The organism is Dactylosporangium sp. NPDC049140, from assembly GCF_040648435.1.
On record NZ_JBEZDS010000047.1, the window covers coordinates 61,577 to 84,931 of the forward strand.

At 74.2% G+C, this 23,355-nt stretch carries 23 protein-coding genes and 2 pseudogenes; 11 read left to right on the forward strand and 14 right to left on the reverse strand.

The features are described from left to right. Positions 1–40: 40 nt before the first annotated feature. Positions 41–748 (forward strand): RICIN domain-containing protein, encoded by a 708-nt coding sequence (locus AB0B76_RS46255; protein ID WP_360388530.1) that lies wholly within the window; start codon positions 41–43, stop codon positions 746–748. 68 nt (positions 749–816) lie between these two features. Here the strand turns inward: AB0B76_RS46255 and AB0B76_RS46260 are convergent, their stop codons facing one another. Beyond that, positions 817–1,731, reverse strand: a complete 915-nt coding sequence (locus AB0B76_RS46260; RefSeq protein ID WP_360388533.1) for a TetR/AcrR family transcriptional regulator C-terminal domain-containing protein — start codon at positions 1,729–1,731, stop codon at positions 817–819. Between the two features lie 84 nt (positions 1,732–1,815). Here AB0B76_RS46260 and AB0B76_RS46265 point away from each other — a divergent pair, with 84 nt between their 5' ends. Beyond that, positions 1,816–2,904 (forward strand): FAD-dependent monooxygenase, encoded by a 1,089-nt coding sequence (locus AB0B76_RS46265; RefSeq protein WP_360388536.1) that lies wholly within the window; start codon positions 1,816–1,818, stop codon positions 2,902–2,904. Here AB0B76_RS46265 and AB0B76_RS46270 read toward each other — a convergent pair. Next, positions 2,894–3,370, reverse strand: a complete 477-nt coding sequence (locus AB0B76_RS46270; protein WP_360388538.1) for an anthrone oxygenase family protein — start codon at positions 3,368–3,370, stop codon at positions 2,894–2,896. The two genes, AB0B76_RS46265 and AB0B76_RS46270, sit on opposite strands and share 11 nt — an antisense overlap. Positions 3,371–3,451: 81 nt before the next feature. Between AB0B76_RS46270 and AB0B76_RS46275 the strand changes: the two genes are divergently transcribed. Then, positions 3,452–4,408, forward strand: a complete 957-nt coding sequence (locus AB0B76_RS46275; protein WP_360388541.1) for an AraC family transcriptional regulator — start codon at positions 3,452–3,454, stop codon at positions 4,406–4,408. Then, positions 4,405–4,782: a YchJ family metal-binding protein gene (locus AB0B76_RS46280; RefSeq protein ID WP_360388544.1), complete on the forward strand. Its 378-nt coding sequence runs from the start codon at positions 4,405–4,407 to the stop codon at positions 4,780–4,782. Before AB0B76_RS46275 ends, AB0B76_RS46280 begins: the two co-directional genes overlap by 4 nt. Here AB0B76_RS46280 and AB0B76_RS46285 read toward each other — a convergent pair. After that, positions 4,764–5,342: a GNAT family protein gene (locus tag AB0B76_RS46285; RefSeq protein ID WP_360388546.1), complete on the reverse strand. Its 579-nt coding sequence runs from the start codon at positions 5,340–5,342 to the stop codon at positions 4,764–4,766. The genes AB0B76_RS46280 and AB0B76_RS46285 overlap by 19 nt on opposite strands. Positions 5,343–5,351: 9 nt before the next feature. Continuing rightward, positions 5,352–5,762: an ATP-binding protein gene (locus AB0B76_RS46290; protein WP_360388549.1), complete on the reverse strand. Its 411-nt coding sequence runs from the start codon at positions 5,760–5,762 to the stop codon at positions 5,352–5,354. Between the two features lie 136 nt (positions 5,763–5,898). Here AB0B76_RS46290 and arfB point away from each other — a divergent pair. The 5 genes and pseudogenes from arfB to paaI all read left to right on the forward strand — a co-directional run. Further along, positions 5,899–6,303, forward strand: a pseudogene (gene arfB, locus AB0B76_RS46295) (alternative ribosome rescue aminoacyl-tRNA hydrolase ArfB); the annotation flags it as partial. Positions 6,304–6,467: 164 nt separating this feature from the next. Next, on the forward strand, positions 6,468–7,115 hold the full coding sequence (locus tag AB0B76_RS46300) for an epimerase (RefSeq protein WP_360388551.1): 648 nt from the start codon (positions 6,468–6,470) through the stop codon (positions 7,113–7,115). Positions 7,116–7,258: 143 nt separating this feature from the next. Continuing rightward, positions 7,259–8,965 (forward strand): CTP synthase, encoded by a 1,707-nt coding sequence (locus AB0B76_RS46305; RefSeq protein WP_360388554.1) that lies wholly within the window; start codon positions 7,259–7,261, stop codon positions 8,963–8,965. Between the two features lie 28 nt (positions 8,966–8,993). Then, positions 8,994–9,581, forward strand: coding sequence for an NUDIX hydrolase (locus AB0B76_RS46310; RefSeq protein WP_360388557.1), 588 nt, complete (start codon positions 8,994–8,996; stop codon positions 9,579–9,581). Next, positions 9,578–10,012: a hydroxyphenylacetyl-CoA thioesterase PaaI gene (gene paaI / locus AB0B76_RS46315; protein ID WP_360388560.1), complete on the forward strand. Its 435-nt coding sequence runs from the start codon at positions 9,578–9,580 to the stop codon at positions 10,010–10,012. The genes AB0B76_RS46310 and paaI overlap by 4 nt, the downstream gene beginning before the upstream one ends. Here paaI and AB0B76_RS46320 read toward each other — a convergent pair. Then, positions 10,001–10,846, reverse strand: a complete 846-nt coding sequence (locus AB0B76_RS46320) for a helix-turn-helix transcriptional regulator (protein ID WP_360388563.1) — start codon at positions 10,844–10,846, stop codon at positions 10,001–10,003. The genes paaI and AB0B76_RS46320 overlap by 12 nt on opposite strands. 102 nt (positions 10,847–10,948) lie before the next feature. On the opposite strand from AB0B76_RS46320, the gene AB0B76_RS46325 reads away from it, so the two are divergent. Further along, a complete protein-coding gene (locus tag AB0B76_RS46325) occupies positions 10,949–11,869 on the forward strand; it encodes an SDR family NAD(P)-dependent oxidoreductase (protein WP_360388565.1) in 921 nt (306 codons plus the stop codon). Positions 11,870–11,879: 10 nt separating this feature from the next. Here the strand turns inward: AB0B76_RS46325 and AB0B76_RS46330 are convergent, their stop codons facing one another. The 6 genes from AB0B76_RS46330 to steA are packed head-to-tail and all read right to left on the reverse strand — an operon-like array spanning position 11,880 to position 19,599. Further along, positions 11,880–14,009, reverse strand: a complete 2,130-nt coding sequence (locus tag AB0B76_RS46330) for a hypothetical protein (protein WP_360388568.1) — start codon at positions 14,007–14,009, stop codon at positions 11,880–11,882. Next, the gene (locus tag AB0B76_RS46335) at positions 14,009–15,106 is read right to left on the reverse strand and encodes a glycosyltransferase family 4 protein (protein ID WP_360388571.1); all 1,098 of its coding nucleotides are present in this window, start codon (positions 15,104–15,106) and stop codon (positions 14,009–14,011) included. Before AB0B76_RS46335 ends, AB0B76_RS46330 begins: the two co-directional genes overlap by 1 nt. Next, positions 15,106–16,671, reverse strand: a complete 1,566-nt coding sequence (locus AB0B76_RS46340; RefSeq protein ID WP_360388573.1) for a lipid II flippase MurJ — start codon at positions 16,669–16,671, stop codon at positions 15,106–15,108. The genes AB0B76_RS46335 and AB0B76_RS46340 overlap by 1 nt, the downstream gene beginning before the upstream one ends. Beyond that, positions 16,668–17,477, reverse strand: a complete 810-nt coding sequence (locus AB0B76_RS46345; RefSeq protein WP_360388575.1) for a hypothetical protein — start codon at positions 17,475–17,477, stop codon at positions 16,668–16,670. The genes AB0B76_RS46340 and AB0B76_RS46345 overlap by 4 nt, the downstream gene beginning before the upstream one ends. Further along, positions 17,467–18,414, reverse strand: a complete 948-nt coding sequence (locus AB0B76_RS46350) for a copper transporter (RefSeq protein WP_360388578.1) — start codon at positions 18,412–18,414, stop codon at positions 17,467–17,469. The genes AB0B76_RS46345 and AB0B76_RS46350 overlap by 11 nt, the downstream gene beginning before the upstream one ends. Before the next feature lie 12 nt (positions 18,415–18,426). Next, positions 18,427–19,599: a putative cytokinetic ring protein SteA gene (gene steA, locus AB0B76_RS46355; protein ID WP_360388580.1), complete on the reverse strand. Its 1,173-nt coding sequence runs from the start codon at positions 19,597–19,599 to the stop codon at positions 18,427–18,429. A gap of 187 nt (positions 19,600–19,786) precedes the next feature. Between steA and AB0B76_RS46360 the strand changes: the two genes are divergently transcribed. Next, on the forward strand, positions 19,787–19,987 hold the full coding sequence (locus AB0B76_RS46360) for a PASTA domain-containing protein (RefSeq protein ID WP_360388582.1): 201 nt from the start codon (positions 19,787–19,789) through the stop codon (positions 19,985–19,987). A 114-nt stretch (positions 19,988–20,101) separates the two neighbouring features. Here AB0B76_RS46360 and AB0B76_RS46365 read toward each other — a convergent pair. The 3 genes and pseudogenes from AB0B76_RS46365 to AB0B76_RS46375 form a co-directional block, all read right to left on the reverse strand. Continuing rightward, positions 20,102–20,527 (reverse strand): annotated as a pseudogene (locus tag AB0B76_RS46365) (VTT domain-containing protein); the annotation flags it as partial. Positions 20,528–20,572: 45 nt separating this feature from the next. After that, positions 20,573–22,336 carry a DNA repair protein RecN gene (gene recN / locus AB0B76_RS46370; protein WP_360388585.1) on the reverse strand — a complete coding sequence of 588 codons (1,764 nt, stop codon included), beginning with the start codon at positions 22,334–22,336 and terminating at the stop codon, positions 20,573–20,575. A 50-nt stretch (positions 22,337–22,386) separates the two neighbouring features. Further along, complete coding sequence (locus AB0B76_RS46375; protein WP_360388587.1) at positions 22,387–23,280, reverse strand: NAD kinase; 894 nt, start codon at positions 23,278–23,280, stop codon at positions 22,387–22,389. Positions 23,281–23,355: the final 75 nt, after the last annotated feature.

Below are 23,355 nucleotides of genomic sequence, written 5' to 3' on the forward strand. Positions count from 1 at the left end.
CAAGTTGTACGGGCGCCACCGTGATCTATGCTGTGCGGCCATGACCGTCTACGGCGGGCCCCGCCCCTCGCTGCCCGGGCCCCGGCCCGACAAGCTGCTGCTCGGCGCGGCCGGCGTCGCCGTGCTCGCGATCATCGCGGGCATCGTCTTCGCGGTCCAGGCGTTCATGTCCGACGACCCGCAGTCGACGAGCGCGCAGCAGGCGCCGCCGAGCGTCGGCGCCGAGTCCTCGGCCCCGGCCGCCGCCCCGCCGTCGTCGCCCGCTCCCCCGCCGAGCCCGACCCCGAGCCCGTCGCCGCCCCCGAAGAAGGCCGCACTGCTCGCCGCGAAACCGTCGCTGATGCGCCCCGACCACTCGGGCCTGTGCCTGCAGGCCAACGGGGGCAACGGCGGCAACACCACCCAGCAGGGGTGCGACGGCAACAACCCCACGGAGCTGTGGGTACCGCAGGCGATCGGCGACTCCCAGGACACCTTCCAGTTCGTCAACGCCGCCGACAACCGGTGCCTGAGCGTGGCCAACAACGCCAAGGACAACTTCGCGCAGGTCTGGCTGTGGGACTGCCACGCCGACATCGGGCAGCTGTGGAAGCTGGTGCCCGACAACGGCGCGTACCGGCTGCTCAACCCCAACAGCAACCGCTGCCTGACCATCGAGAGCGGCAACCCGGCGCCCGGAGCCGTCGCGCGCATCTTCGACTGCAACGGCCAGCCCGACGAGCGCTACCGCTTCCAGCCGCTGGGCTAGGGGCTGTATCGAAGTGGGGGTCGACGCCTGAGTCCGCCGCAGCCCGGCCATCCACTTCGATACAGCCCCTAGCGGTCGCGGAAGACGGTCGCGGCCAGGCCGTCGAGCAGGGTGCGCAGGCCGAGCTCGAAGATGCGGTCGAGGTCGAGGTCGTAGCCGCCGGCCGCGGTGAAGTCCCGCAGGAGCGCGGCGAAGCCGGGGTAACGGCCGGTGGCGGCGATCCCCTCCAGGGCCGGGCCGTGCACGTCCATCCAGTCGTCCTCGGTCAGCCCGGTCGCCGCCTGGGCCTGGGCCTCGGCCTCGAGCTGGACGGCGAGGCCCTGCACGTGGGTCAGCAGGACGATCTGCAGGTCGAGCCGCGCCGCCGCGCCGAGGCCGCGCCCGGCCAGCGCGTGCAGGATCACCTCGCCGTGGCGCATCAGGTTGGGCAGCGGCAGCGGGCGGGTGAGCGGCGTGACGTGGGCCAGCCAGGGGTGGCGGCGGTACAGCGTCCAGAGCGCCCGCGCGGACGCCTCGAGCCCGGCCCGCCAGTCGTCCGCGGTCGGCACGTCGAGCTCGCCGTAGGCCGCGTCGGCCATGAGCGCGACGAGCCGCTCCTTGCTCTCCACGTGCCGGTACGTCGACATGGTGGGCACCCCGAGCTTCGCGGCCACGCCCCGCATGGACAGCGCGGCGAGCCCCTCGGCGTCGGCGATCCCGATGGCGACCCGGACGAGGTCCGCCGTGCCGAACGGGCCGCGCGGCACGACCGGCGGCGGGGTCGTCGTCGCCAGCCCGGCCACGACCGTGCCCGAGCGCGGCTTCGAGACCACCAGGCCCTGCTGCTGCAGCGCGGCCAGGGCCTTCGTGGCCGTGGCCAGCGCGACCCCGTGGTCCTTGGCCAGCCGGCGCGTCGCGGGCAGGCGCTCGCCGGGGCGCAGCCGCCCGTCACCGATGCGCTCGGCGATGTCGGCGACGATCCGCTGATAGGGCGCCTCGGTCATGACTGTCATAGTACACATTCCGCCTTGCTGACCGCTCAACGGCGTACATACAGTTGCGTACGTCGTACAACAACGGGAGGCATCATGCGGGTACTCATCAGCGGGGCGGGCATCGCCGGACCGGCGCTCGCGTACTGGCTGCGCCACCACGGCGCCGAGGCGACGATCGTCGAGCGCGCCCCGGCCCCGCGCCCCGGCGGCCAGGCGCTCGACGTGCGGGGCGCGGCGCTCGACGTCGTGGACCGCATGGGGCGGCTCGGGGACCTGCGCAAGGCCCGGACCCGGATGCGCGGCTCCTCGATGCTCGCCGCGGACGGCACCGAGCTGTTCCGGTCCACCGAGTTCGCGCCGAGCAGCGGGCGCCTGGACAGCGACGACGTCGAGATCCTGCGCGACGACCTGGTCGCGCTGCTGGCCGGCGCGGCCGGCGGCGCCGACCTCCGCTACGGCGAGGCGATCGCCGGGCTGGAGCAGGACGCCGACGGCGTGGACGTGCGCCTGCGCGGCGGGACGACGGAGCGGTTCGACCTGGTGGTCGGGGCCGACGGGCTGCACTCCGCGGTGCGCCGGGCGATCTTCCCGGACGCGGTGCCGCACCACCTCGGCGCCTACGTCGCCGTCTACACCGCCCCCAACGACCTGGGCCTCGACGAGTGGCAGGTCTGGCTGCGCGACGACCGGACCGGGGCCGGGGCCGGCATCTACACCGCCCGCGACAATCGCGAGCTGCGCGTCAACGTCGGCTTCATGTCCGGGCCGGTCGGGTACGACCGCCACGACCTCGACGCCCAGCGCCGTCTCGTGCACGAGCGCTGCGCCGGCCTGGGCTGGGAGATCCCGCGCCTGCTGGCGGCCATGGACGCCGCCCCCGACTTCTACTTCGACGCGATGGCCCAGGTCCGCCTGGACGCCTGGTCGTCCGGGCGGGTCACCCTGCTCGGCGACGCCGGCTACTGCCCGTCCCCGCTGTCCGGCCAGGGCACCAGCCTGGCCCTGGTCGGCGCCTACGTGCTCGCCGAGGAGCTGGCCCGGGCCGGGGCCGGCGGGCTCGCCGCCTACGAGGCCCGGATGCGCCCGTTCGTGGAGCTCAACCAGGCCCTCGCAACCGAGAACCCCGGCGGCCCGGCCGCCCCCGAATCCATCGACCGGGCCAAGACCGGGATCACGCTCTGAGCAGGGCGACCGCCACCGTCAGCAGGGAGCCGGCCGAGGCGACGCTGCGCACCAGGTTCCAGCCCACCCACGGCCCCTCGAAGGCCTGGCGGACCGCGGCGGGGTCGGCGATCGCCGCGACCGGCCCGGCGGCGTCGAGGGTGTTGTTCATCGGCACGTTCAGCGCGGCGGTGACGACGAAGACGATGCCGTACAGCACCAGCGTCGCCAGCAGCCACGGCAGCGGCGCGCGCCGGCCCGCCGGGAGGTGCAGCAGCACCGCGGCGATCGTCAGCAGCAGGGCGCCGACGTACACGGTCAGGAACCAGCCGTTGAGGATCGACGTGTTGATCTTCTGCATCACGTCGATGAACGTGCGGTCCTCGACCTTGTGCAGGGCGAGCATGACCGAGGTGGAGTAGGCGAAGAAGACGCCGGCGGAGAGGCCGACGAGCAGTGTGGTGGCGGCGAGGACGACGTTTCTCATGCATCTCAGTGAATCGGCCGCGGCTGAGACGCACCATGGCCGAGGCGCGCCGATGCATAATCCACCGTCTACGGTGGGGGCGTGGACGCGCTCACCGCACTGCTCGACGGCCCCCGGGCCCGCGGTGCCTTCCTGCTCCGCTCCGTCCTGACGCCGCCGTGGTCGCTGCGCATCCGCGACGAGGCCGCCCTGGCCGTCGCGGCGGTGGTGCGCGGGGAGGCGTACTACGTCGGCGACCCCGATCCCGGTTCGGGGGTGGGCGAGGTGATGGCCGCGGGAGCGGGTGACGTGATGGTGATCCGCGGGCCGGAGCCGTACACGGTCGCCGAGCCGCCCGGCGCCGCCCCGCAGATCGTGATCCATCCGGGGCAGCGCTGCACCACCCCGGACGGCGTGGACCTGGCCGAGCAGATGCACCTCGGGGTGCGCACGTGGGGCACCGATCCCGATGGCCCGACGCTCATCCTCACCGGCGCCTACCAGCTCACCGGCGAGGTGAGTCGGCGGCTGCTCACGGCCCTGCCGCGGGTGCTGGTGGTGCACCGCGCCGAGTGGGACACGCCGCTGGTGCCGCTGCTGGCCGACGAGATCGCCAAGGACCGGCCCGGCCAGGAGGCGGTGCTCGACCGGCTGCTCGACCTGATGCTCATCACCGCGCTGCGGATCTGGCTGGCCCGGCCCGGCTCGGGCGCCCCGGGCTGGTACCGCGCCCAGTCCGACCCGGTCGTCGGCCCGGCCCTACAGCTGCTGCACCACAACCCCGCGCTGCCCTGGACGGTCGCCGGGCTGGCCGCGAAGGTCGGCGTGTCCCGGGCGCTGCTGGCCCGGCGCTTCGGCGAGCTGGTGGGTGAGCCGCCGATGGCCTACCTGGCCGGCTGGCGGCTCGCGCTCGCCGCCGATCTGCTGCTCGAGCCGGACGCGACGCTCGGCGCGGTCGCCCGCCGGGTCGGCTACGGCAGCGCCTTCGCGCTGAGCGCCGCGTTCAAGCGTGTCCGCGGGGTGTCACCGCAGGCCCATCGGGAACAATGCTCGGCATGACCCTGCCCGACACCTGCCCCTGTGGCCTCGGCGAGCCCTACGACGAGTGCTGCGGGAAGTACCACCGCGGCGCGGAGCCGCCGAGCGCCGAGCTGCTGATGCGGGCGCGGTACTCAGCGTACGTCGTGGGCGACCGCAAGTTCCTGCTGCGCACCTGGCACGAGCGGACCAAGCCGCGCGCGCTGACGCTGGAGTCGGACCAGAACTGGCAGGGGCTGACGATCCTCGGCCGCGAGGGCGGCGGGCTGTTCGACACCGAGGGCGTCGTGGAGTTCCAGGCCCGGTTCGTCACCGACGGCCGGTCGGGCAAGATGCACGACCGGAGCCGGTTCCTCAAGGTCGGCGGCGCCTGGCGCTACCTCGACGAGCTCTGACGCTCCTTCCACTCGCGGTCGAGCATGGCGTAGATGTACTGGTCGCCGTACTCCCCCTTGAAGATCTCGTCCTCGACGAAGTGCGCCTCGCGGCGCATGCCGAGGCGGGTGAGCAGGCCCCAGGAGGGCGCGTTGCGGGTGTCGCAGGCGGCGTAGATCCGGTGCAGGCCGAGGCTCTCGAAGCCCAGGCCCAGCATCGCCTCGGCCGCCTCGCGGGCGTAGCCGTGGCCCTGGAAGGCGGGGCTGAGGGTGAAGCCGAGCTCGCCCTGCCGGTGTACGACGCTGGCCCAGCGCAGCACCACCTGCCCGACGACGCGGGGCTCGCCCGCGGGCGCCGCCTCCATGGCGAGGACCAGCCACTGGCCCTCGTCGGTGAGCGCGGTCTGGCCCTTGCGCCGCGCCAGCGCCGAGCGGGTCTCCTCCGGCGTGTGGACCTCCCAGTAGAGGTACCGCACCACGTCGGGGTCGCCGGTCATGAGGTGCAGGTCGTCGTAGTCGCCGTCGGCGAACGGGCGCAGCGTGAGCCGCTCGGTGCGGATGGGGTACTCGGGTCGCAGCACGCGGGCAGACTAGTCCGGCAGGGCGCTGCTCAGCTTCACAATTGTTCCGGCCTCGCCGGTGGTCACGGCGACGTCGTCGACCAGGTGCCGGGCCAGCCACAGCCCGCGGCCGCTGATCGCGCTGCTGGGCGGCAGGGCGCTGTCGCCGCTGAGCCGCTCCTCGGGGATACCCGCCCCCTTGTCCACGACCTCGCAGACCAGGGCCGCGCCGGTCAGCCACAGGCGTAGGGTCCCGCCGCCGCCGGCGTGGCGCACGGCGTTGGTGACGATCTCGTTGACCGCGAGCACGAAGTCTTCGAGCCGCTGCCCGGTCAGCCCCGCCGCGGCGGCGCCGCGGCTCACGGCATGACGGACCGGGGTGATGAGTGCGACGTCGAAGTCCTCGACCAGCAGCGCCGTCGTCTGAACGGCTTCAGCCACGGTGTCACCTTTCCGCTGCGTCTCGCCTCGCTGAGCGTACATCGCCCTTCTGCCGGGCCGGCGTCAAGTCACCCTCGGGTGCAAGGTGCAGACCGCGCCCCTCATGCTGGGGGCCATGGATGACGACCTGCGGGTGACCGATGACATCGCGCTGCCGCGGGCCGAGCTGAGCTGGCGGTTCAGCCGTTCCGGCGGCCCCGGCGGGCAGTCGGTGAACACCTCCGACTCGCGCGTCGAGCTCCGCTTCGACCTGCTCGCGACGGGTGCGCTGCCCGAGGCGCTCAAGGAGCGGGCGCTGGCGCGGCTGGCGGGCCGGCTCGTCGACGGGGTGCTGTCGATCACGGCGTCGGAGCACCGCTCGCAGCTGCAGAACCGCCGCGCGGCCGAGGAGCGCCTGGCCGCGGTCGTCGCGGCCGCGATCGCCCCGCCACCCCGGGCGCGCAAACGCACGAAACCGTCCAAGGGCGCCGTCGAGCGGCGCCTGGAGTCGAAGCGGCACACGTCTCGGCGCAAGCAGCAACGCCGCCCGCCGGACGAGTGACAAAATCCGGATATGACTCGCAAAATGGTCATTTCGGCGGCGGCGGCGATCCCGGCGGTCACCGGCTGCCCCACCATCGACTGCAGCAAGGGCCGCGACCAGCTCGGACCTGAACACGACGCTGGAGAACGCGACACTCTCCGCCATCAGGGCACAATGAGCGCATGAAGGTCATCGTCTTCGGGGCCACCGGCATGGTGGGCCAGGGCGTGCTGCGGGAATGCCTGCTCGCCGCCGACGTGTCCGAGGTCCTGGTGGTGACCCGGACCCCGACCGGTGTCAGCGACCCCAAGCTGCGCGAGGTCGTCCACGCCGACTTCACCGACTTCGCGGGCGTCGGCTTCGGCGGGTACGACGCCTGCTTCTTCTGCCTCGGGGTGAGCTCCGTGGGCATGAGCGAGGCGGACTACACGCGCATCACGTACGACTACACGCTCGCCGCGGCCCGGCAGGCCGCCGCGCAGGCCCCCGGGATGGTGTTCGTCTACGTCTCCGGGGCCGGGACCAACCGGGACGGGCGGCAGATGTGGGCCCGCGTCAAGGGCCGCACCGAGGACGACGTCGCCGCGCTCGACCTGACCGGCTACGCGTTCCGGCCCGGCTTCATCCGCCCCGAGCACGGGGTGCGCTCCCGGGTCCGCTGGTACCACATCGCCTACACCGTCCTCAGCCCGCTCGCGGCGCTGCTGGTCCGCTTCGCGCCCGGCATCGCGACGAGCACCGGCCAGCTGGGCCGGGCGATGCTCATCGTGGCCCGCACCCGGCCCAAGCAGCGGACCTGGGAAAGTCGCGACATCGCCGCCGCCAGATAGCTCACCGTGCCCGGAAAATCACGCACGGACGTGTGACGCGTGTGACCTCCGGTGCGCCCTTCCGCACCGCCGTTTACCTGCTGTTAGGCTGGACTCCCGTGGATCGCTGACTCGGCAGCGTGACGAACCCCACGGGAGCAGCTTTGTCCTCAGTAGCTCGGACCGGTGCCAGCCGGCAGGCCAAGCACATCTTCGTCACCGGGGGCGTCGCCTCCTCACTCGGCAAGGGCCTCACCGGCTCCAGCCTCGGCAGCCTGCTCAGCGCGCGCGGGCTACGGGTCGTCATGCAGAAGCTCGACCCCTACCTCAACGTCGACCCCGGCACGATGAACCCCTTCCAGCACGGCGAGGTGTTCGTCACCGAAGACGGCGCCGAGACCGATCTCGACATCGGCCACTACGAGCGCTTTCTCGACCAGGACCTGTCGCGCAACGCGAACGTGACCACGGGCCAGATCTACTCGGCGGTCATCGCCAAGGAGCGGCGCGGGGAGTACCTCGGCGACACCGTCCAGGTCATCCCGCACGTCACCAACGAGATCAAGGCCCGCATCCGCGCGATGTCGGAGCCCAACGCCGAGGGCGTGGCCCCCGACGTGGTGATCACCGAGGTCGGCGGCACCGTCGGCGACATCGAGTCGCTGCCGTTCCTCGAGGCGATCCGGCAGGTCCGCCACGACATCGGCCGCGACAACTGCTTCTTCCTGCACGTGTCGCTGGTGCCCTACCTGGCCCCGAGCGGCGAGCTGAAGACGAAGCCGACGCAGCACTCGGTCGCGGCCCTGCGCAGCATCGGCATCCAGCCCGACGCGCTGGTCTGCCGCTCCGACCGGGAGATCCCGGAGAAGACCAAGAACAAGCTGGGGCTGTACTGCGACGTCGACGCCGAGGCCGTGGTCTCCGCGCCCGACGCGCCCTCGATCTACGACATCCCGCGCGTGCTGCACGAGGAGGGGCTGGACGCCTACGTCGTGCGGCGCCTGGGCCTGTCGTTCCGGGACGTCGCCTGGAAGAAGTGGGACGACCTGCTCGACCGGGTCCACCACCCGCGCCAGACGGTCACGGTGGCGATCGTCGGCAAGTACGTCGACCTGCCCGACGCGTACCTCTCGGTCACCGAGGCCGTGCGCGCCGCCGGGTTCGCCCACCGCGCCCGGGTCGAGATCCGCTGGGTGCCCAGCGACGCCTGCACCACCCCGGCCGGCGCGGCCCAGGCCCTCGCGGGCGTCGACGGCGTCGTCATCCCGGGCGGCTTCGGCGTGCGCGGCATCGAGGGGAAGATCGGCGCGGCGCAGTACACCCGCGAGCGCGGCATCCCCACCCTCGGCCTGTGCCTGGGCCTGCAGTGCATGACCATCGAGGTGCTGCGCCACGTGGCCGGCATCCCGGCCGCCAACTCGCTGGAGTTCGACCCGGAGGCGAGCGAGCCGGTCATCTCCACCATGGCCGACCAGCACGACATCGTCGCCGGCAAGGGCGACCTCGGCGGCACCATGCGGCTGGGCGCCTACCCGGCCGTGCTCACCCCGAAGACGCTGACCGCGGAGGCGTACGCCGCCACCGAGGTCTCCGAGCGCCACCGGCACCGCTACGAGGTCAACAACGCGTACCGCGAGGCGATGACCGGCGCCGGCCTGCTCATCTCGGGTACCTCCCCCGACGGGCGGCTTGTCGAGTTCGTCGAGCTCGACCGCGAGCAGCACCCGTTCTTCGTGGCCACCCAGGCCCACCCGGAGCTCAAGAGCCGCCCGACCCGGGCGCACCCGCTGTTCGCCGCGTTCGTCGGCGCCGCGGTCGCCTACAACGCGGCCGACCGCCTGCCGGTCGAGCTGGAGACGGTGGACGCATGAGCGGCCGGAGCGAAGCGGAGGTCGCGGCATGACGACGTACGAGGTTCGCTCGCACACCGAGCGGCTGCGCAACCGGGTCTTCTCGGTCGTCACCGACGCCGTCGAGATGCCCGGCGGCGAGGTCGTCGACCGCGACTACATGGTGCACGTCGGCGCGGTCGGCGTCGTGGCCCTCGACGGCGAGGGGCGGGTCGCGCTCGTGCGGCAGTACCGCCCGGCCGTCCGCCAGGTGCTGTGGGAGCTGCCGGCCGGCCTCATCGACGTGCCCGGCGAGGCCCTGGTCGACGCGGCCGCGCGCGAGCTGGCCGAGGAGGCCGACCTCGTCGCGGGCCGCTGGGACCTGCTGGCCGAGGTGCACACCACCCCCGGCTGCTCCAACGAGAAGATCCGCCTCTTCCTCGCCCGCGACGTCGGCCCGAAGCCGGACGGGGACGCCTACGAGCGCACCCACGAGGAGGCCGACCTGGAGCTGCACTGGGTCGACCTCGACGAGGCCGTGACCATGGCCCTGTCCGGAGAGATCACCAACGCCGCCTGCGTGATCGGCATCCTCGGCGCGGCCCAGGCGCGGGCCAGCGGCTGGAAGACGCTGCGCCCGGCCGCCGAGGCCGGGTGACCCCGCAGGAACTCGCCGAGGCCTGCGCCGCCGCCCTGTACGCCGGAGACACTGCGTCACAGTCTCTGGGCGTCCGGATCGGCGGCGTGGGCCCGGGCCGCGCCACGGCCACCATGACGGTGACGTCAGCGATGCTCAACGGCCACGCCATCGGCCACGGCGGCTACGTCTTCCTGCTGGCCGACACGGCGTTCGCGTTCGCGTGCAACACGTACGACCGGGTGACGGTCGCGGCCGGCGCGGACGTGTCGTTCCTGGAGCCGGCGCGGGCGGGCGACGAGCTGACCGCGACGGCGGTGGAGCGGGCGCGCCGCGGCCGGTCGGGGCTCTACGACGTGACGGTGCACCGCGCCGACGGCACCGTGCTGGCCGAGTTCCGCGGCCGTTCACGCAGCTCCGGTACGCCCATCCTCGGCCCGTCAGGGCACTAGCGACTGCGTGCCCAGGACGACGGCGAGGGCCAGGCGGTCGGCGTCCGCGGTGCCGGGCTCGGCGGTGTAGACGGTGATGCGCAGGTCGTCCTGGGCGACGATCAGCGTGTCGCAGTCGAGAGTGATCCGCCCGACCGCCGGGTGGTCGATGGTCTTGCGCCGGGACGGTTCGGCCGGCGGCGGCGGGGCGTCGGCGTCCCAGAGCTCCGCGAACCGCGGGCTGCCGGCGGCGAGGTCGGCGATCAGGCGCCGCAGGGCGCGGTCGGCCGGGTAGCGCAAGGCCGTCAGGCGCAGGTCGGCCACGAGCCGGGCCTCGTGCTCGGCCTGCTCCCGCGGGGTGTGCACGACCCGCGAGGGCAGCCGGGCGACGTTGCGCCACACGGCGTTGCGTTCCCGGCCGCGCCAGGCGGTCGTCTCCCCCATCAGCGCGTCGTAGGGCGCGTTGGCCAGCACGAGCGTCCAGGTCGCGTCGTACACGACGACCGGGGTGTGCGACAGGCGGTCGAGCAGCCGCTGCACGCTCGCCGTGACTCGCGACGGTACGACATCCGGCCCCGGCGCGGCGTGCCCGGCCAGCCGGTAGAGCAGGTCGCGCTCGGTGTCGGCCAGACGCAGCGCCCGGGCGAGCGCCTCGACCACCTGCGCCGACGGCGCGGTCGCGCGCCCCTGCTCGAGGCGGGTCAGGTAGTCGGCCGAGATGCCGGCGAGCCCGGCCAGCTCCTCGCGGCGCAGCCCGCTGGCCCGGCGCCGGCGGCCGGCGGGAACGCCGACGGCCTCGGGCGTCACCCGGTCCCGCCAGCGGCGCACCGTCCGGCCGAAGTCCAACGCTTCCACGCGTCCCAGTCTGCGCGCACCGAACGGGGTTGTCCTGGTCCTGGCAGTCCTACGAAAAACCGACGACTGCCTGCGCCGCGGCCGTTCCCGCAGCCTGGAGCCATGACCGAACCCGGAACCGCGCTGATCACCGGCCCGACCCGCAACCTGGGCCGCCACACCGTGCTCGCCATGGCCGACCGCCCACCGGCCCGGCGCCCCGACCTGCTGCTGGTGGGCCGCCCCGGCCGGGACCTGACCGCGGTGGCCGAGGAGGCCCGCACCCGCGGCGCCCGCGTGCACGAGATCGGCGCCGACCTGTCGAGCCTGTCCGACGTGCGCGCCGCCGCGGCGACCGTGCGCGAGCTGCTGGCCGCCGGCACCGTACGGCCGCTGCGCGCCCTGGTCGCCAACGCCGGCATCATGTCGACCGACACCCGGCAGTCGTCGCGCGACGGCTACGAGCTGACGTTCGCGGTGAACTACCTCGCCCACGCCCGGCTGATCGGCGACCTGCTCGGCTCGCTGACGGCCCCGGCCCGGATCGTCCTGCTCGGCTCGAACACGTACCACGCGAACTTCTGGCGCCGGCTGCTGCACGTGGCCGCGGCCGAGTGGTCCGACCCGGTCGAGCTGGCCCGCCCGGCCCCCGCGACGCAGACGCCGAGCCTGACCACCTCCGGCGTCGCCTACTCCAACGCCAAGCTGGCCCTGCTGTACTACGCCCACGAGCTGCAACGCCGCGCCGCCGACGGGGTGAACGTGTCGGTGTTCGAACCGGGCTGGATGCCGGGCACCGCGCTGGGCCGGGGCGCACCGGCGGCGTTCCAGGCGATGAGCCGCGCCCTGGCCCGCGTCCCCGGCGTGTCGACGCCCCAGCGCTCGGGCCCGCTGCTGGCCGCGATGGCCCTGGACGACCGGTGGGCCGGCCTGCGCGACGGCGCGTTCGTGGTGAAGACGAAGGTGACGCCGGTACAACCGGTGGCCCAGGACCGCGCCCGCGAGCGGCGCCTGTGGGAGGCGACGGCCGAGCTGGTCGGGTAGGGCCCCGGGCTCAGCTCTCCAGCGCCGCCTCGGGCACCCGCGGCGCCGCCGGGGTGCGGTCGTCGGCGTGCTCCAGGACGCGCAGGCAGGACAGGACGACGAGGGGCAGCGCCGTCGCCAGGGCGGCGCCCAGCACGTTGAACGACACGCCCTCCACGACGCCGGCCAGCAGGCACGCCACGACCAGGCCGGAGAGGGCGGCACGCACCGGCGGGAAGACTCCCAGCAGCCGACGCAGGCCGCCCCAGTCGCGGAGCAGCACGAACGTCGCGTACACCACGCAGCCCAGCACCAGCACCGTCAGCGGGCTGGTGACCGTCGTCACCACGTCGGCCTCGGCGATGCGGCGGGCGATGAACCCCGCCGTGCCGTCCTGGGTGCGCACGAGCAGCCGCCCGACGCTGCTGCGCTGCGCCTCCGGCCGGAACAGGTCCAGGATCGCGAAGCCCGAGCTCACGAACAGCGCCGCGCCCGCGGCCCAGAGCAGGCGCGTGATGGTCAGCCAGCCGCCGACGGCCATCGCCGCGGCCAGGCACCCGCCGGCGGTGAGGGCCACCGCGCCGGAGGCGTCGGCGCCGAGGTACGGGCTGCCGATCATCACCATCCCGACGGCCCCGATCACGGCCATGACGAACGTCCGCCAGCGGCGCTCGAAGCGCTGGGCGAGCGCGGCCCCGCCGAGCAGGGCCCCGGTGGCGAGCAGGCCCAGGCCGATGACGCCGACGCCCGCGTACCGGCCGCCGACCACCGCGGAGTAGCCGGCGACGCCGTTGAGCTGCAGCCGCGAGCCGGTCAGCACGTCGAAGGCGACGGCGAGCGCGGCGACGGCCGCGACCCCGCCGAGCGGGGCGATGGCCCGGCTGCGGCGGGTCAGGAACGCGATCGCGAACGTCGCGGTGGCTGTCACGGCGAGGGTGACGCCGCCGAAGCCGATGCCGGGGCGGGGCCAGCGCCACCAGGGCAGGAGGTCGGCGACGAGCGCGGCCGGCACGGCGAGGGACGCGGCGATGAGCAGCACCTCGGCGGCCCGCACGAGCGGGCGCGGGATCGGCCGGTGGGCGAGGGGGCCGGCGGGGCGGCGGGCTCGCTGCAGCAGCGGTACCACGGCCAGGAACAGCAGAAGCTCGGCCACGACGAGGGTGGTGAAGAAGTTGGTGCCGACGCGGCGCTGGACGCTCGCCTCGCGGTCGGCGTCGGCGAGCCGGCTCACGGCCGCGGTGACGTCGGCCGGCCGGCCGCTGTCGGCGGTCGACGCGGCGGCGCCGGCGAAGAGCTTGCCGGGCATGGGCCGGTCGAGGGCCGCGAGGGCGGTCGGGGCGAGGTCGACGACCTGGATGTACCCGGGCCGCGACGTCGAGGGCGAGGTCAGCCAGCCGCCGGTGAACCCGGGCCCCTGCGCGATCGCCACGTGCAGCCGGCTGGTGGCGTCGAGGTCGGACAGCCCGGCGAGCATGACGACGGAGTGCTCCGGGCGGGCGGCGAGGATGCCGGCCAGCGCGGCGTCGGCGCGGCGGGCGTCCGCGGCCCGGGCCACGGGGTCGTCGCCCGCGATCTCGCCGAGGTCCACGAGCGTGAGGGCGCAGGCGTCGAGCAGGCTGTCGTCGAGGGTCTCGGAGTACCGGTCGACCCGGCCGTACGGCCGCGCCGCCGCGACCGCCGCGCCCGGACCGACCGCGGTGGTGCAGCGCACGCCCTCGGCCAGGGCCCCGGGCTGGGCGCCCCAGTGCAGGTTGCTGTTGCGGGTGACGAGGTCGCCCTGGTCGGGCAGGGTGGCGCTTGTCGTGTTCCGGGTGATGGGCACGTCGAGCGGCGGGCACACCGGAGTGACCGGGCCCGGGGTGAAGACGGCGAAGTTGCCGGAGCCGAGGGTGAGCCAGCCGTCGCCGGCGCAGGTGATCCGCCGGGCCGAGCGCACCGACAGCGCGCCGATCGCGCCGTCCTGGGCCATCTGCCACATCGCCGGGGTGTCGGCGGCGTTGACGTCGTCCCAGCGCAGCCCGGCGACGCCGACGATGATCACGTAGTCGGCGGTCGGCTGGGCGGGTACGGCGGCCGGGCGCGGGATGAGCGCGGCGACACCCGCCAGGCCGGCCAGCAGCGCCAGCAGTGCCGGGGAGAACCGGTGCAGCCAGTGGCGCATCAGCCCGCCCCGCGGGCGGTGCGCAGCTCGGCGTACACCGCCTCGACCTGGTCGATCGTGTCGCGCTCGGTGGGCCAGCCGGCGGCGCGGGCAAGGCCGAGGCGGGCCAGGTCGGCGCGGGCGGCGGGGTCGTCGAGCAGCTCGACGACCGCCTCGTGGACGGCGTCGACGTCGGCCGGCTCGACCAGGCGCGCGGCGTCGCCGACGACCTCGGGCACGCCGCCGACGGCGGTCGACACCAGCGGTACCCCGGCGGCCAGGGTCTCCTGGATGAACAGCGGCTGGCCCTCCCACACGCTCGTCGCCACGACCAGGTCGGCCGCGCCGAGCAGGTCGGGCACGTCGTCGCGGTGGCCGAGCAGGTGGACCGGGGCGTGTTCGACGGAGATGCGCTGGGCCAGCGACATGTACGACGGGCCGCTGCCGGCGATCACGGTGAACGGCTCGGGGTCCCGGTCGCGCCAGCGCGCCGCGGCCGAGACGAGCGTCTCGAAGCCCTTCTGCGGGTGCAGCCGGCCGACGGCGAGCACCAGCGGCTGGCCCGGCTCGGCCCCGAGCTCGGCGCGGATCTCCCCGGCGGTGCGCCGGACGGGCCGGGGCACGGGCGCCGGTACCTTCGCCAGCCGGACATCGCGCGCACCGAGCTCGGCGGCGCGGGCGGCGAGGTCACTGGACACGGCGAGGGTGACGTCGGCGGCGCGGGCGACCCGGCGCTCGAGCGGGTGGTAGAGCCGGGCCCGCAGGCCGGTGGCGAGCACCAGGTTGTGCCAGGTGACCAGCAGCGGGGTGCCGTCGGCGCGGGCGAGCGCGGCGACGAGCCCGGCGCGCAGGCTGTGGGCGTGGATCACGTCGGCGTCGCGGAGGCTGCGGCGCAGGGCGCGCACGGCGAGCACGTCGCCGGGCTGCGGGCTGGCCGGGATCTCCACGGGCACGAACCGGGCGCCGCGGGCCTCGAACCCGAACTGCTCATCGGTCGCGGCGGGCCCGTGCACGCTGACCTCATGGCCGCGCGCCGCCAGGCCCTCGGCGAGCATGCCGACGTGCCGGCCGATGCCGCCCGTGCTGGAGGCGAGGACCAACGCGATGCGGGCGCCCACTATCCATCCTTTCGTCGGAGTAGTCGGCGCAGCGTGCGGCGGTCCGCGAAGGCCGCCCCGGCGAGATACACCGCCGCCACCACGACTCCGCACAGCATGCCCTGCAGGACCGCCCCGCCGGCACCCGGGGTTGCCAGGTGGGCGCGCAGGAACAGCCCGGCGCCGGTGGCGACGGCCGCGGCGGCGACACAGATCGATGCCGTTCTGGCGGTACCGGCCAGCGCCGCGCCCCCCGCCCGCCGGTGCACGGCCACGAGCAGCGCCGCGCCGAGCACGAGCATGCCGATCGAGTTCGCCGCGGCCACGGCCGCGACCCGGTCCGCCACCGGCAGCGCCGAGGCCAGGCTCAGGGCCGCGACCGCCGCCGCGGCCCAGCCGACCGCCGTCGCGACCGCGGCCGGGTAGGCGTTGCCGCCGGCGTAGAGGGCCCGCGACAGCAGGGCGAACAGGCCGTACCCGAGCAGCCCGGGCGCGAACCAGGCGATCCCGGCGGCGAGCGGCCCGACGGCGGGCGGGTGCGAGGAGGCGGCGGCGAGCAGGACCGCGATCGGCCGGGCGAGCACGATCAGCGCGGCGGCGCCGAGGCAGGACAGCAGCACCACGGCGCGCACGGCCGGCGCGAGGGCGGCGGCGAACGCGGCCCGGTCCCGGGCCGCGCCGTGCTCGGCGAGCGCCGGGTACGCCGTCGTGGCCACCGGCACCGCGAGCACCGCCCACGGCAGCAGGAAGATCGTCTGGGCGAGGCTGTAGACGACGATGGCGCCGTCGTCCGGGCTGTAGCTGACGAGGTTGATGGCCAGGCCCAGCACCAGCTGCTGGGTGCCGACGGTGACGATCCCGGCGACGACCAGCGGGCGCAGGGTGGCCAGCGCGCCGACGTCGAGCCGGACCGCGGGCCGGATCCGCAGCCCGAGCCGGCTCACCGGGGCGACCAGGCACAGCGACAGCACCGCCACGGCAACGGTGGTACCGCCGGAGAGCAGCAGCAGCTCCCCGCCGCTCACGGTGGCCAGCGCGGCCCCGCGCCCGGCGACGACACCGAAGGCGACGTACACCACCATCACGGTGAGGCTCGACAGCAGCGGCGCGATGACGGGCCAGGCGAAGCGGCGGTACGTCTGCAGCGCCCCGGTGAGCACGATCCCGACGCCGTACAGCGGCAGCTGCGGCGCGAAGACCCGCAGCATCCGCGCGCCGGCGTCGACGACCTCGGCCGGCTGCCCGGCCGTGAGCAGCCCGACGAGCGGGTGCGCCAGCAGCGCGACCAGCAGCGCGATCGGGGTCAGCAGGGCCACGACCCAGGTGAGCAGGGCGCCGACGGTGCGCCCGACGGTCGCCTTGTCCTTGCCGGCCAGCAGCGGCACGACGAGGCTGGCCAGGGCGCCGCCGGCGACGAGCTCGAAGATGATGTTCGGGATCGTGTTGGCGGCCTGGTAGGCGTCGCCGAGCCGCGTCGGCCCGACCGACGAGTTGAACACCAGGATGCGCGCAAATCCGGCAATCCTGGCCAGAAGGGTGAGACCCGCGACGAGTGCCGCCGCACCGAAGATCCTGCTTCTCGTCACCCGCGCCCGCGTGGATACGGGGATGGCTTGCGGCGCCCCCACTGATCGAGCCGGTTGAGCACCGGGTTGGCCTCGATGACCTTGGTGAAGGAGACCTTCTCGCTGGCCGCGGTCAGCGCCGCGATGCCGGCCAGGGCCGCGAGCCGGCCGAGCGTGCCGGTGCGGGCCGTGTACGCGACGCCGAGCAGCGCGCCGAGCGCGTTCGCCCCGGCGTCGCCCAGCATGATCTCCTCGTCGAGGTCGGCGGGCAGCAGCGCCCCGGCGGCTCCGAGGGGGCCGGACGCGCCCAGTGGACCACCGACGGCGATCCCGGCTTTCAAGGCTCGGCCGGGGCGCAGGTCGAGCAGGTTGAACAGGTTCGCGGCGCCCGCGATCACGCCGGCGCCGAGCACCACGTCGACGGCCCGCTTGCGGGGCAGCAGCGCGGCGGCGGCCAGCCCGGCCGCGCCGACCCCGGCGATCTTGACGAGGCCGCTTGTCACACGGCCCTCCCGCAGCGCGCCCAGGTGCCCCTTGAAGCCCTTGGCCGCGTGCTCGGGGCGGCCGCCGACGAGGTCGTCGTACAGCCCCACGGCCCCGGACCCGAGGCCGGCGATCGCGCTGGCGGCGGCGTGCTCGGGCCGGTGCACGATCGCGCCCGCGGTGGCCCCGGCGGCCAGCGCCGGCCCGCCGGCCAGCGACACGTTGCGGCCGCGGAAGTTGGTGCGGGCCAGCTTCGGGTGGTCCTGCAGCGCGCGCAGCACCGCGCGGGCGACGCCGCCGCCGACCGGGCCGGCCAGGGCGCCCAGGATGAACCTACGAGCCATTTGTCACGCTCGCCGTCTTCGGTAGCAGGCTGGTGGCGCCGTCGCCGCTGCCGTAGTGCCCGGCCTTGCCGGCGAGCCGCTCGGTCAGGGCCATGACCGCGGCGACCTGCCCGTAGGCGGTGACGGCGTTGTCGACGGTGGAGATGGACTTGGCCACGGTCGCGTCGCCCATCACGGCGGAGACGAGGCCGTTGGCGGACAGGCCGGCGACGACGACCCGGGCGCCGACGTCGAAGCGGGTGGCGATGGTCAGCACGGCGGCGTTGCGCTCCTTGGCGTCCTTGCCGCTGGCGGGCGCGCCGGCGACCATGATCGCCGCCTCGGCCGGGGTCTTGAAGTCGCCGTCGAGGCCGATGTACCCGCTGCTCTCGTAGGCCGACAGCACCGTGCGGGTGCCCTCGATCTGCGGGGTGCCGGCCTTGCCGAACAGCACCGCGGCCAGCAGCGCGGCCGACGTGTCCACGCCGTTGGCCTGGCTGGGCAGGGCGCCGCTGACGCCGGCCGGGGCCGAGGACTCGGCCAGGTTGAGCAGGTTGGCGCCGCTCGCCGGCGTGGTGAACTTCTCCTTGATCGTGACCGTGCCGACGACCTTGGCCCCGGCCGTGCCGAGCATCGTGGCCACGCCGTCGGTGGCGGTGTTCACGTCGCCGCTGTCGCTGCCGTCGAGCTTGACCAGCAGCACGTTCTTGTTGGCGAGCTTGTTCGCCAGCAGCGCCGGGGCGGCCTCGCTGGCGAAGTCGGCGTTCTTCTTCAGCTCCGCCCGCGACTGCTCCAGGTCGTCGCGCAGCTGCTGCTTGTCGTCGGTGAGCGTGTTGACCTGCTCGTTGAGGTTCTCGGTCAACGGGCCGTTGGCCGCCGCGGTGCCGACGACGAGGCCGATGGCCAGGGCCAGGAACACCGCCGCCAGCGACACCACGTGGTACCGGAAGTTGATCAAAGCGAGCCCCGTCTACGAGAACAGCGTGAAGATCAGGTTGTCCCACCACTCGGCGATGACGCTCAGGTAGGCCCGGCCGATCGTGGTGACCGCGAGCGCGGCGGCCATCGCGGCGATCGCCGAGGCCAGGAGCAGGATCAGCGAGGAGCCGGAGAGGCTCTGGCGGTACAGCCGGCTGACCCCCTTCGCGTCGACGAGCTTGCCGCCGAGCTTCAGCCGGGTCAGGAACGTCGAGGCCATCCCGCCGCGACCCTTGTCGAGGAACTCGATGAGGGTGTTGTGGGTGCCGACCGCGACCAGCAGCGAGGCCCCCTTCTCGTCGGCGAGCAGCATCGCGATGTCCTCGGAGGTCGCCGCGGCCGGGAAGGTGATCGCCTCCACCCCGAGCCGCTGCACCCGGGCCAGGCCCGGGGCGCGCCCGTCGGGGTAGGCGTGCACGACGATCTCGGCCCCGCAGCGCAGCACGTCGTCGCTTACCGAGTCCATGTCGCCGATGATCATGTCCGGGGTGTACCCGGCCTCGACCAGCGCGTCCGCGCCGCCGTCGACACCGATCAGGACCGGTTTGTACTCGCGGATGTAGGGCCGCAGCACGTCGATGTCGGCCTTGTAGTCGTAGCCGCGCACCACGATGAGGCAGTGCCGCCCGGCGATCTGCGTCTGGATCTCGGGCACGCCGACGCCGTCGAGCAGGAGGGCGCGCTCCTGCTTGAGGTACTCCATCGTGTTGGCCGCGAACGCCTCCAGCTGCACCGACAGCCCCTCGCGGGCGTCGGCCATCGCCTCGGCGACCGTGTCGGCGTCCTGCCGCACGCCCTTGGCCACGGCCTCCTCGCCGACGTAGACGGTGTCGCCCTCGATGCGCACCGACTCGCCCTCGCGGAGCCGGTCGAACAGCTCCTCGCCCAGGTCGTCCACGAGCGGGATGCCGGCCTTGATCAGCCCTTCCGGGCCCAGGTTCGGATACCGCCCCGACACCGACGGCTTCGCGTTGAGCACGGCCGCCACTCCGGAGGCGGCCAGCGAGTCGGCCGCCACCCGGTCGAGGTCCACGTGGTCGATGACCGCGATGTCTCCCGGCCGCAGCCGCCCCACCAGGCGCTTCGTCCGCCGATCAAGCCGCACGACGCCGGCGATGGCACCCGGCTCGGCGGACCGGGTGCGGCGCAAGGTTGGAAGTCGCATCACACCCATCCTGGCATGGACGCCGCCCGAAAGCCGCGTACGACATGTCCACGTGCAGGTGGAACGCCCCATTTCACGTTCCGGCGTGACGCCGGTCACCCATCTCGGGTGTCGCCCACCTGACACTCGAAGCGCGTATTTGCGACGGCCGGGACCCACTCACGTCTGCATGGAGACGTTACCGTCCATGCGCCTTACCCGCGTCCCCGACCTCGCCGGCAAGACCCCGGCGGAGGCCACCGCCGCCCTACGTGCCGCCGGACTCGAGCTCGGAGTGATCCGCGAGATCGGACCCACCGGCGCCATGGTCGTACTCGAGCAGTCGACCCTGGCCCTGACCGTCGCTCCCGTCGGCACCCGCGTCAACCTGCTCGTCGGCCGCCGCTGAGACCCGGCGGAACACCTCCGCGGCGACCAGCAGCAGGGCCGCCCCGGCATAGGCGGACAGCAGTGCCTTCCAGAGGGTCCCGTCGAAATAGATCCCGCAGCCGTACCCGATGAGCCCGGCCAGCATGGCCCAGAGGCTCGCCCCGAGCGCAGTCCAGGCCTGAAAGCGCGCCGCCGGGTATCCGACCACCCCGGCGGCCAGCGCGGAGGCGGAGCGCCCGCCCGGCAGCCAGCGCGCGAAGACGAAGACCTGCCCGCCGTGCGCGTCAAGCGTCCGGCGCACCCACGCGTAGATCTCGCGCTCGCGGCTGCGCCGCCCCAGCCGCGTGCCGATCCGGTACGCCACCGTGTCCCCGGCGAACGCCCCGGCCGCGGCGGCCAGGATCACCAGCGCGATGAACGGCCGGCCGGTCGCCCCGGCGAGGACCGACACCGTGATCAGGGTCGTCTCGCTCGGCGACAGCGGCACCAGCGAGTCGAGGCCCGCGATCACGAAGACCGCGAGCAGCACCCAGGGCGACGCAGCGACCGCATCAATCACGATCTAAACGTAGAGCGACGGATCAAACGCGAGGCGTCGCGCGCCTTACGCCTGCGCTTTCTCCCGATCCGCGACCGACAGCAGCTCCTCGGCGTGGGCGATGCCCAGGTCGGAGTTGGGCAGGCCGGCCAGCATCCGGGCGAGCTCCCTCGCCCGGTCCGTGTGCTCGACCACCGTCACACCGCTCGTGGTCACCGCGCCCCCGACGTCCTTCGCCACCACCAGATGGCGGTCCGCGAACGCGGCCACCTGCGGCAGGTGCGTCACGACCAGCACCTGGTGATCGCGGGCCAGCCGCGCCAGCCGCTTGCCGATCTCCACTGCCGCCGTGCCGCCCACCCCGGAGTCGACCTCGTCGAACACCAGCGTCGGCGGCCCGCCGACCCCGGCGAACACGACCTCGATGGCCAGCATGACCCGCGACAGCTCGCCGCCCGAAGCGCCCTTCTGCAGCGGCTGCGACGGCGCCCCCGGGTGCGGCAGCAGCCGCAGCTCGATGTCGTCGGACCCGTCGGGCCCGACCCCGATGTCCGTGCCCGCCGCCGTCGGGATGCTCGGCCCGTTGCCGGCCGCCTTCGGCACGACCACGACCTCGATCCGGGCGTGCGGCATCGCCAGCCCGGCCAGCTCCACCGTCACGTCGGCGGCGAACCGGCCCGCGGCCTCGTGCCGCGCCGCGGACAGCACCGCCGCCAGCTCCGCGACCTCCCCGTGCAGCCGCTGCCGCTCCCGGTCGAGCTCCTCGAGCAGCTCGTCGGACGTGTCCAGCTCGGCCAGGCGCGTGCGGGCACGGTCGGCCCAGGCCACGACGCCGTCGACGTCCTCGGCGTATTTGCGCGTCACCGCCCGCAGCGCCGCCCGCCGCTCGTAGACCTCCTCGAGCCGGCCCGGGTCGGCGTCGAGGGCGGCCAGGTAGGTGCCGAGCTCCGTGGAGACGTCACCGGCGAGCGTGGCGACCTCGTCGAGGCGCGCCGCGAGCTCGCCCAGCACCCGGTCGACGCCCGACTGGGCCTCCAGGGTCCGCCGGGCGGTCGCGATGAGGCTCAGGACGTCGGCCACGTCGTCGCCGCCGCCGTCGCCGGTCCCCGACATCGCCACGTGCGCCAGCTGCGCGGCCGAGCGCAGGCCCTCGACGTGCTCGAGCCGCTGCGCCTCCTCGCGCAGCAGCTCGTCCTCGCCCGGCTGCGGATCGACGCGGGTGATCTCGTCGAGGCCGAGCTTGAGCAGCTCCGCCTCCTGGCTGCGCTGCCGCGCGTTGGCCCGCCGGTCGGCCAGGTCGTCCTCGACGGCCCGCCAGCGGTTGTACAGCTCCGCGAACTGCCCCAGCAGCTTCTCGTGCTCCGCGCCCGCGTAACGGTCCAGCGAGGCCCGCTGCTCGGCCGGGCGCAGCAGGCGCAGCTGGTCGGACTGCCCGTGCAGCGCGAACACGCGCTCGCCGACCTCCCCCAGCAGCGACACCGGCACCGTGCGGCCGCCCACGTGCGCCCGGGAGCGGCCCTCGGCCGTCAGCGTCCGGCTCATGAGCAGCGTGCCGTCGTCGTCGACCTCCGCCCCGGCGTCGGCGATGCGGCTCTCCACCGCGGCCCGCACGTGCGCGGGCAGCGTCAACCGGCCGTCGACGGTGGCCCGGCCCGGGTCGGCGCGCACCCGCCCCGCGTCGGCGCGGCCGCCGAAGAGCAGGTTGAGGCTCGTCACGACCATGGTCTTGCCCGCGCCGGTCTCGCCCGTGATGACCGTGAGGCCCGGGCCGAGGGGCAGGGTGGCGTCTTCGATCACGCCCAGTCCGGTAATGCGGAGTTCCTCCAGCACGTGAGGAACACTAGCTGCGGGGTACGACAGTTCTCCACTCAGCCGGGCCGTCAGCCGTGCCGTTTGTTGTGACGCCAGCCCTCCACCGGCAGCCCGAACTTCGCCACGAGACGGTCCGTGAACGGTCGCTCACGCAGGCGTACCACCCGGACGGGGAGGGCTCCCCGGCGTACCGTCACCGTCGAGCCGGGCGCGAGGTCCATCACCCGCCGCCCGTCGCACGAGAGCAGCGCGAAGCTGGTGAACGGCTCCACGTTCACCGTGATCGTCGAGTCGGGCGAGATGACCAGCGGCCGGCTGAACAGCGCATGGGCCGAGATCGGCACCAGCAGCAGCGCCTCCAGCTCCGGCCACACCACCGGCCCACCGGCCGAGAACGCATACGCCGTCGAGCCCGTCGGGGTCGCGCAGACGACGCCGTCGCATCCGTACCGCGACAAGGGCCGCCCGTCGACCTCGACGAGCAGCTCCAGCATCTTCTCCCGGGCGCCCTTCTCCACGGTGACCTCGTTGAGCGCCCACGAGTTGCCGACCAGCCGCCCCGAGTGCTCGGCGGTCACGTCGATGGTGAGGCGCTCGTCGACGGTGTACGTGCCCTCGACGACCTCCCGCACGGCCTTGTCGACGTCGCCGATCTCGGCCTCGGCGAGGAAGCCGACCTTGCCGAGGTTGATCCCCAGCAGCGGCGCCTTCGCCGGCCGGGCCAGCTCCGCGGCGCGCAGCAGGGTGCCGTCGCCGCCGAGCGCGAAGACGATCTCGGCGCCCTGCGCGGCCGCCTCCCCGCTGACCGGCACGGCCCGGGGAATGGCCAGCTCCCGGGCCTCCTCGGCGAGGACGCGGACCGTGAACCCGTTGTCGAGCAGGTCCGAGGCCACCGTCCGGGCGTGGTCGTTGTTGCTGGCCTTGCCCGTATGGGCGACCAGCAACGCCTCGCGTGCGCTCATGCCGACACCTCCGCTTCGCTCCGGCGCCGGCACGAGGAACCGAGCACACGATGAGCGGCCCCTCCGCTGCGCTCC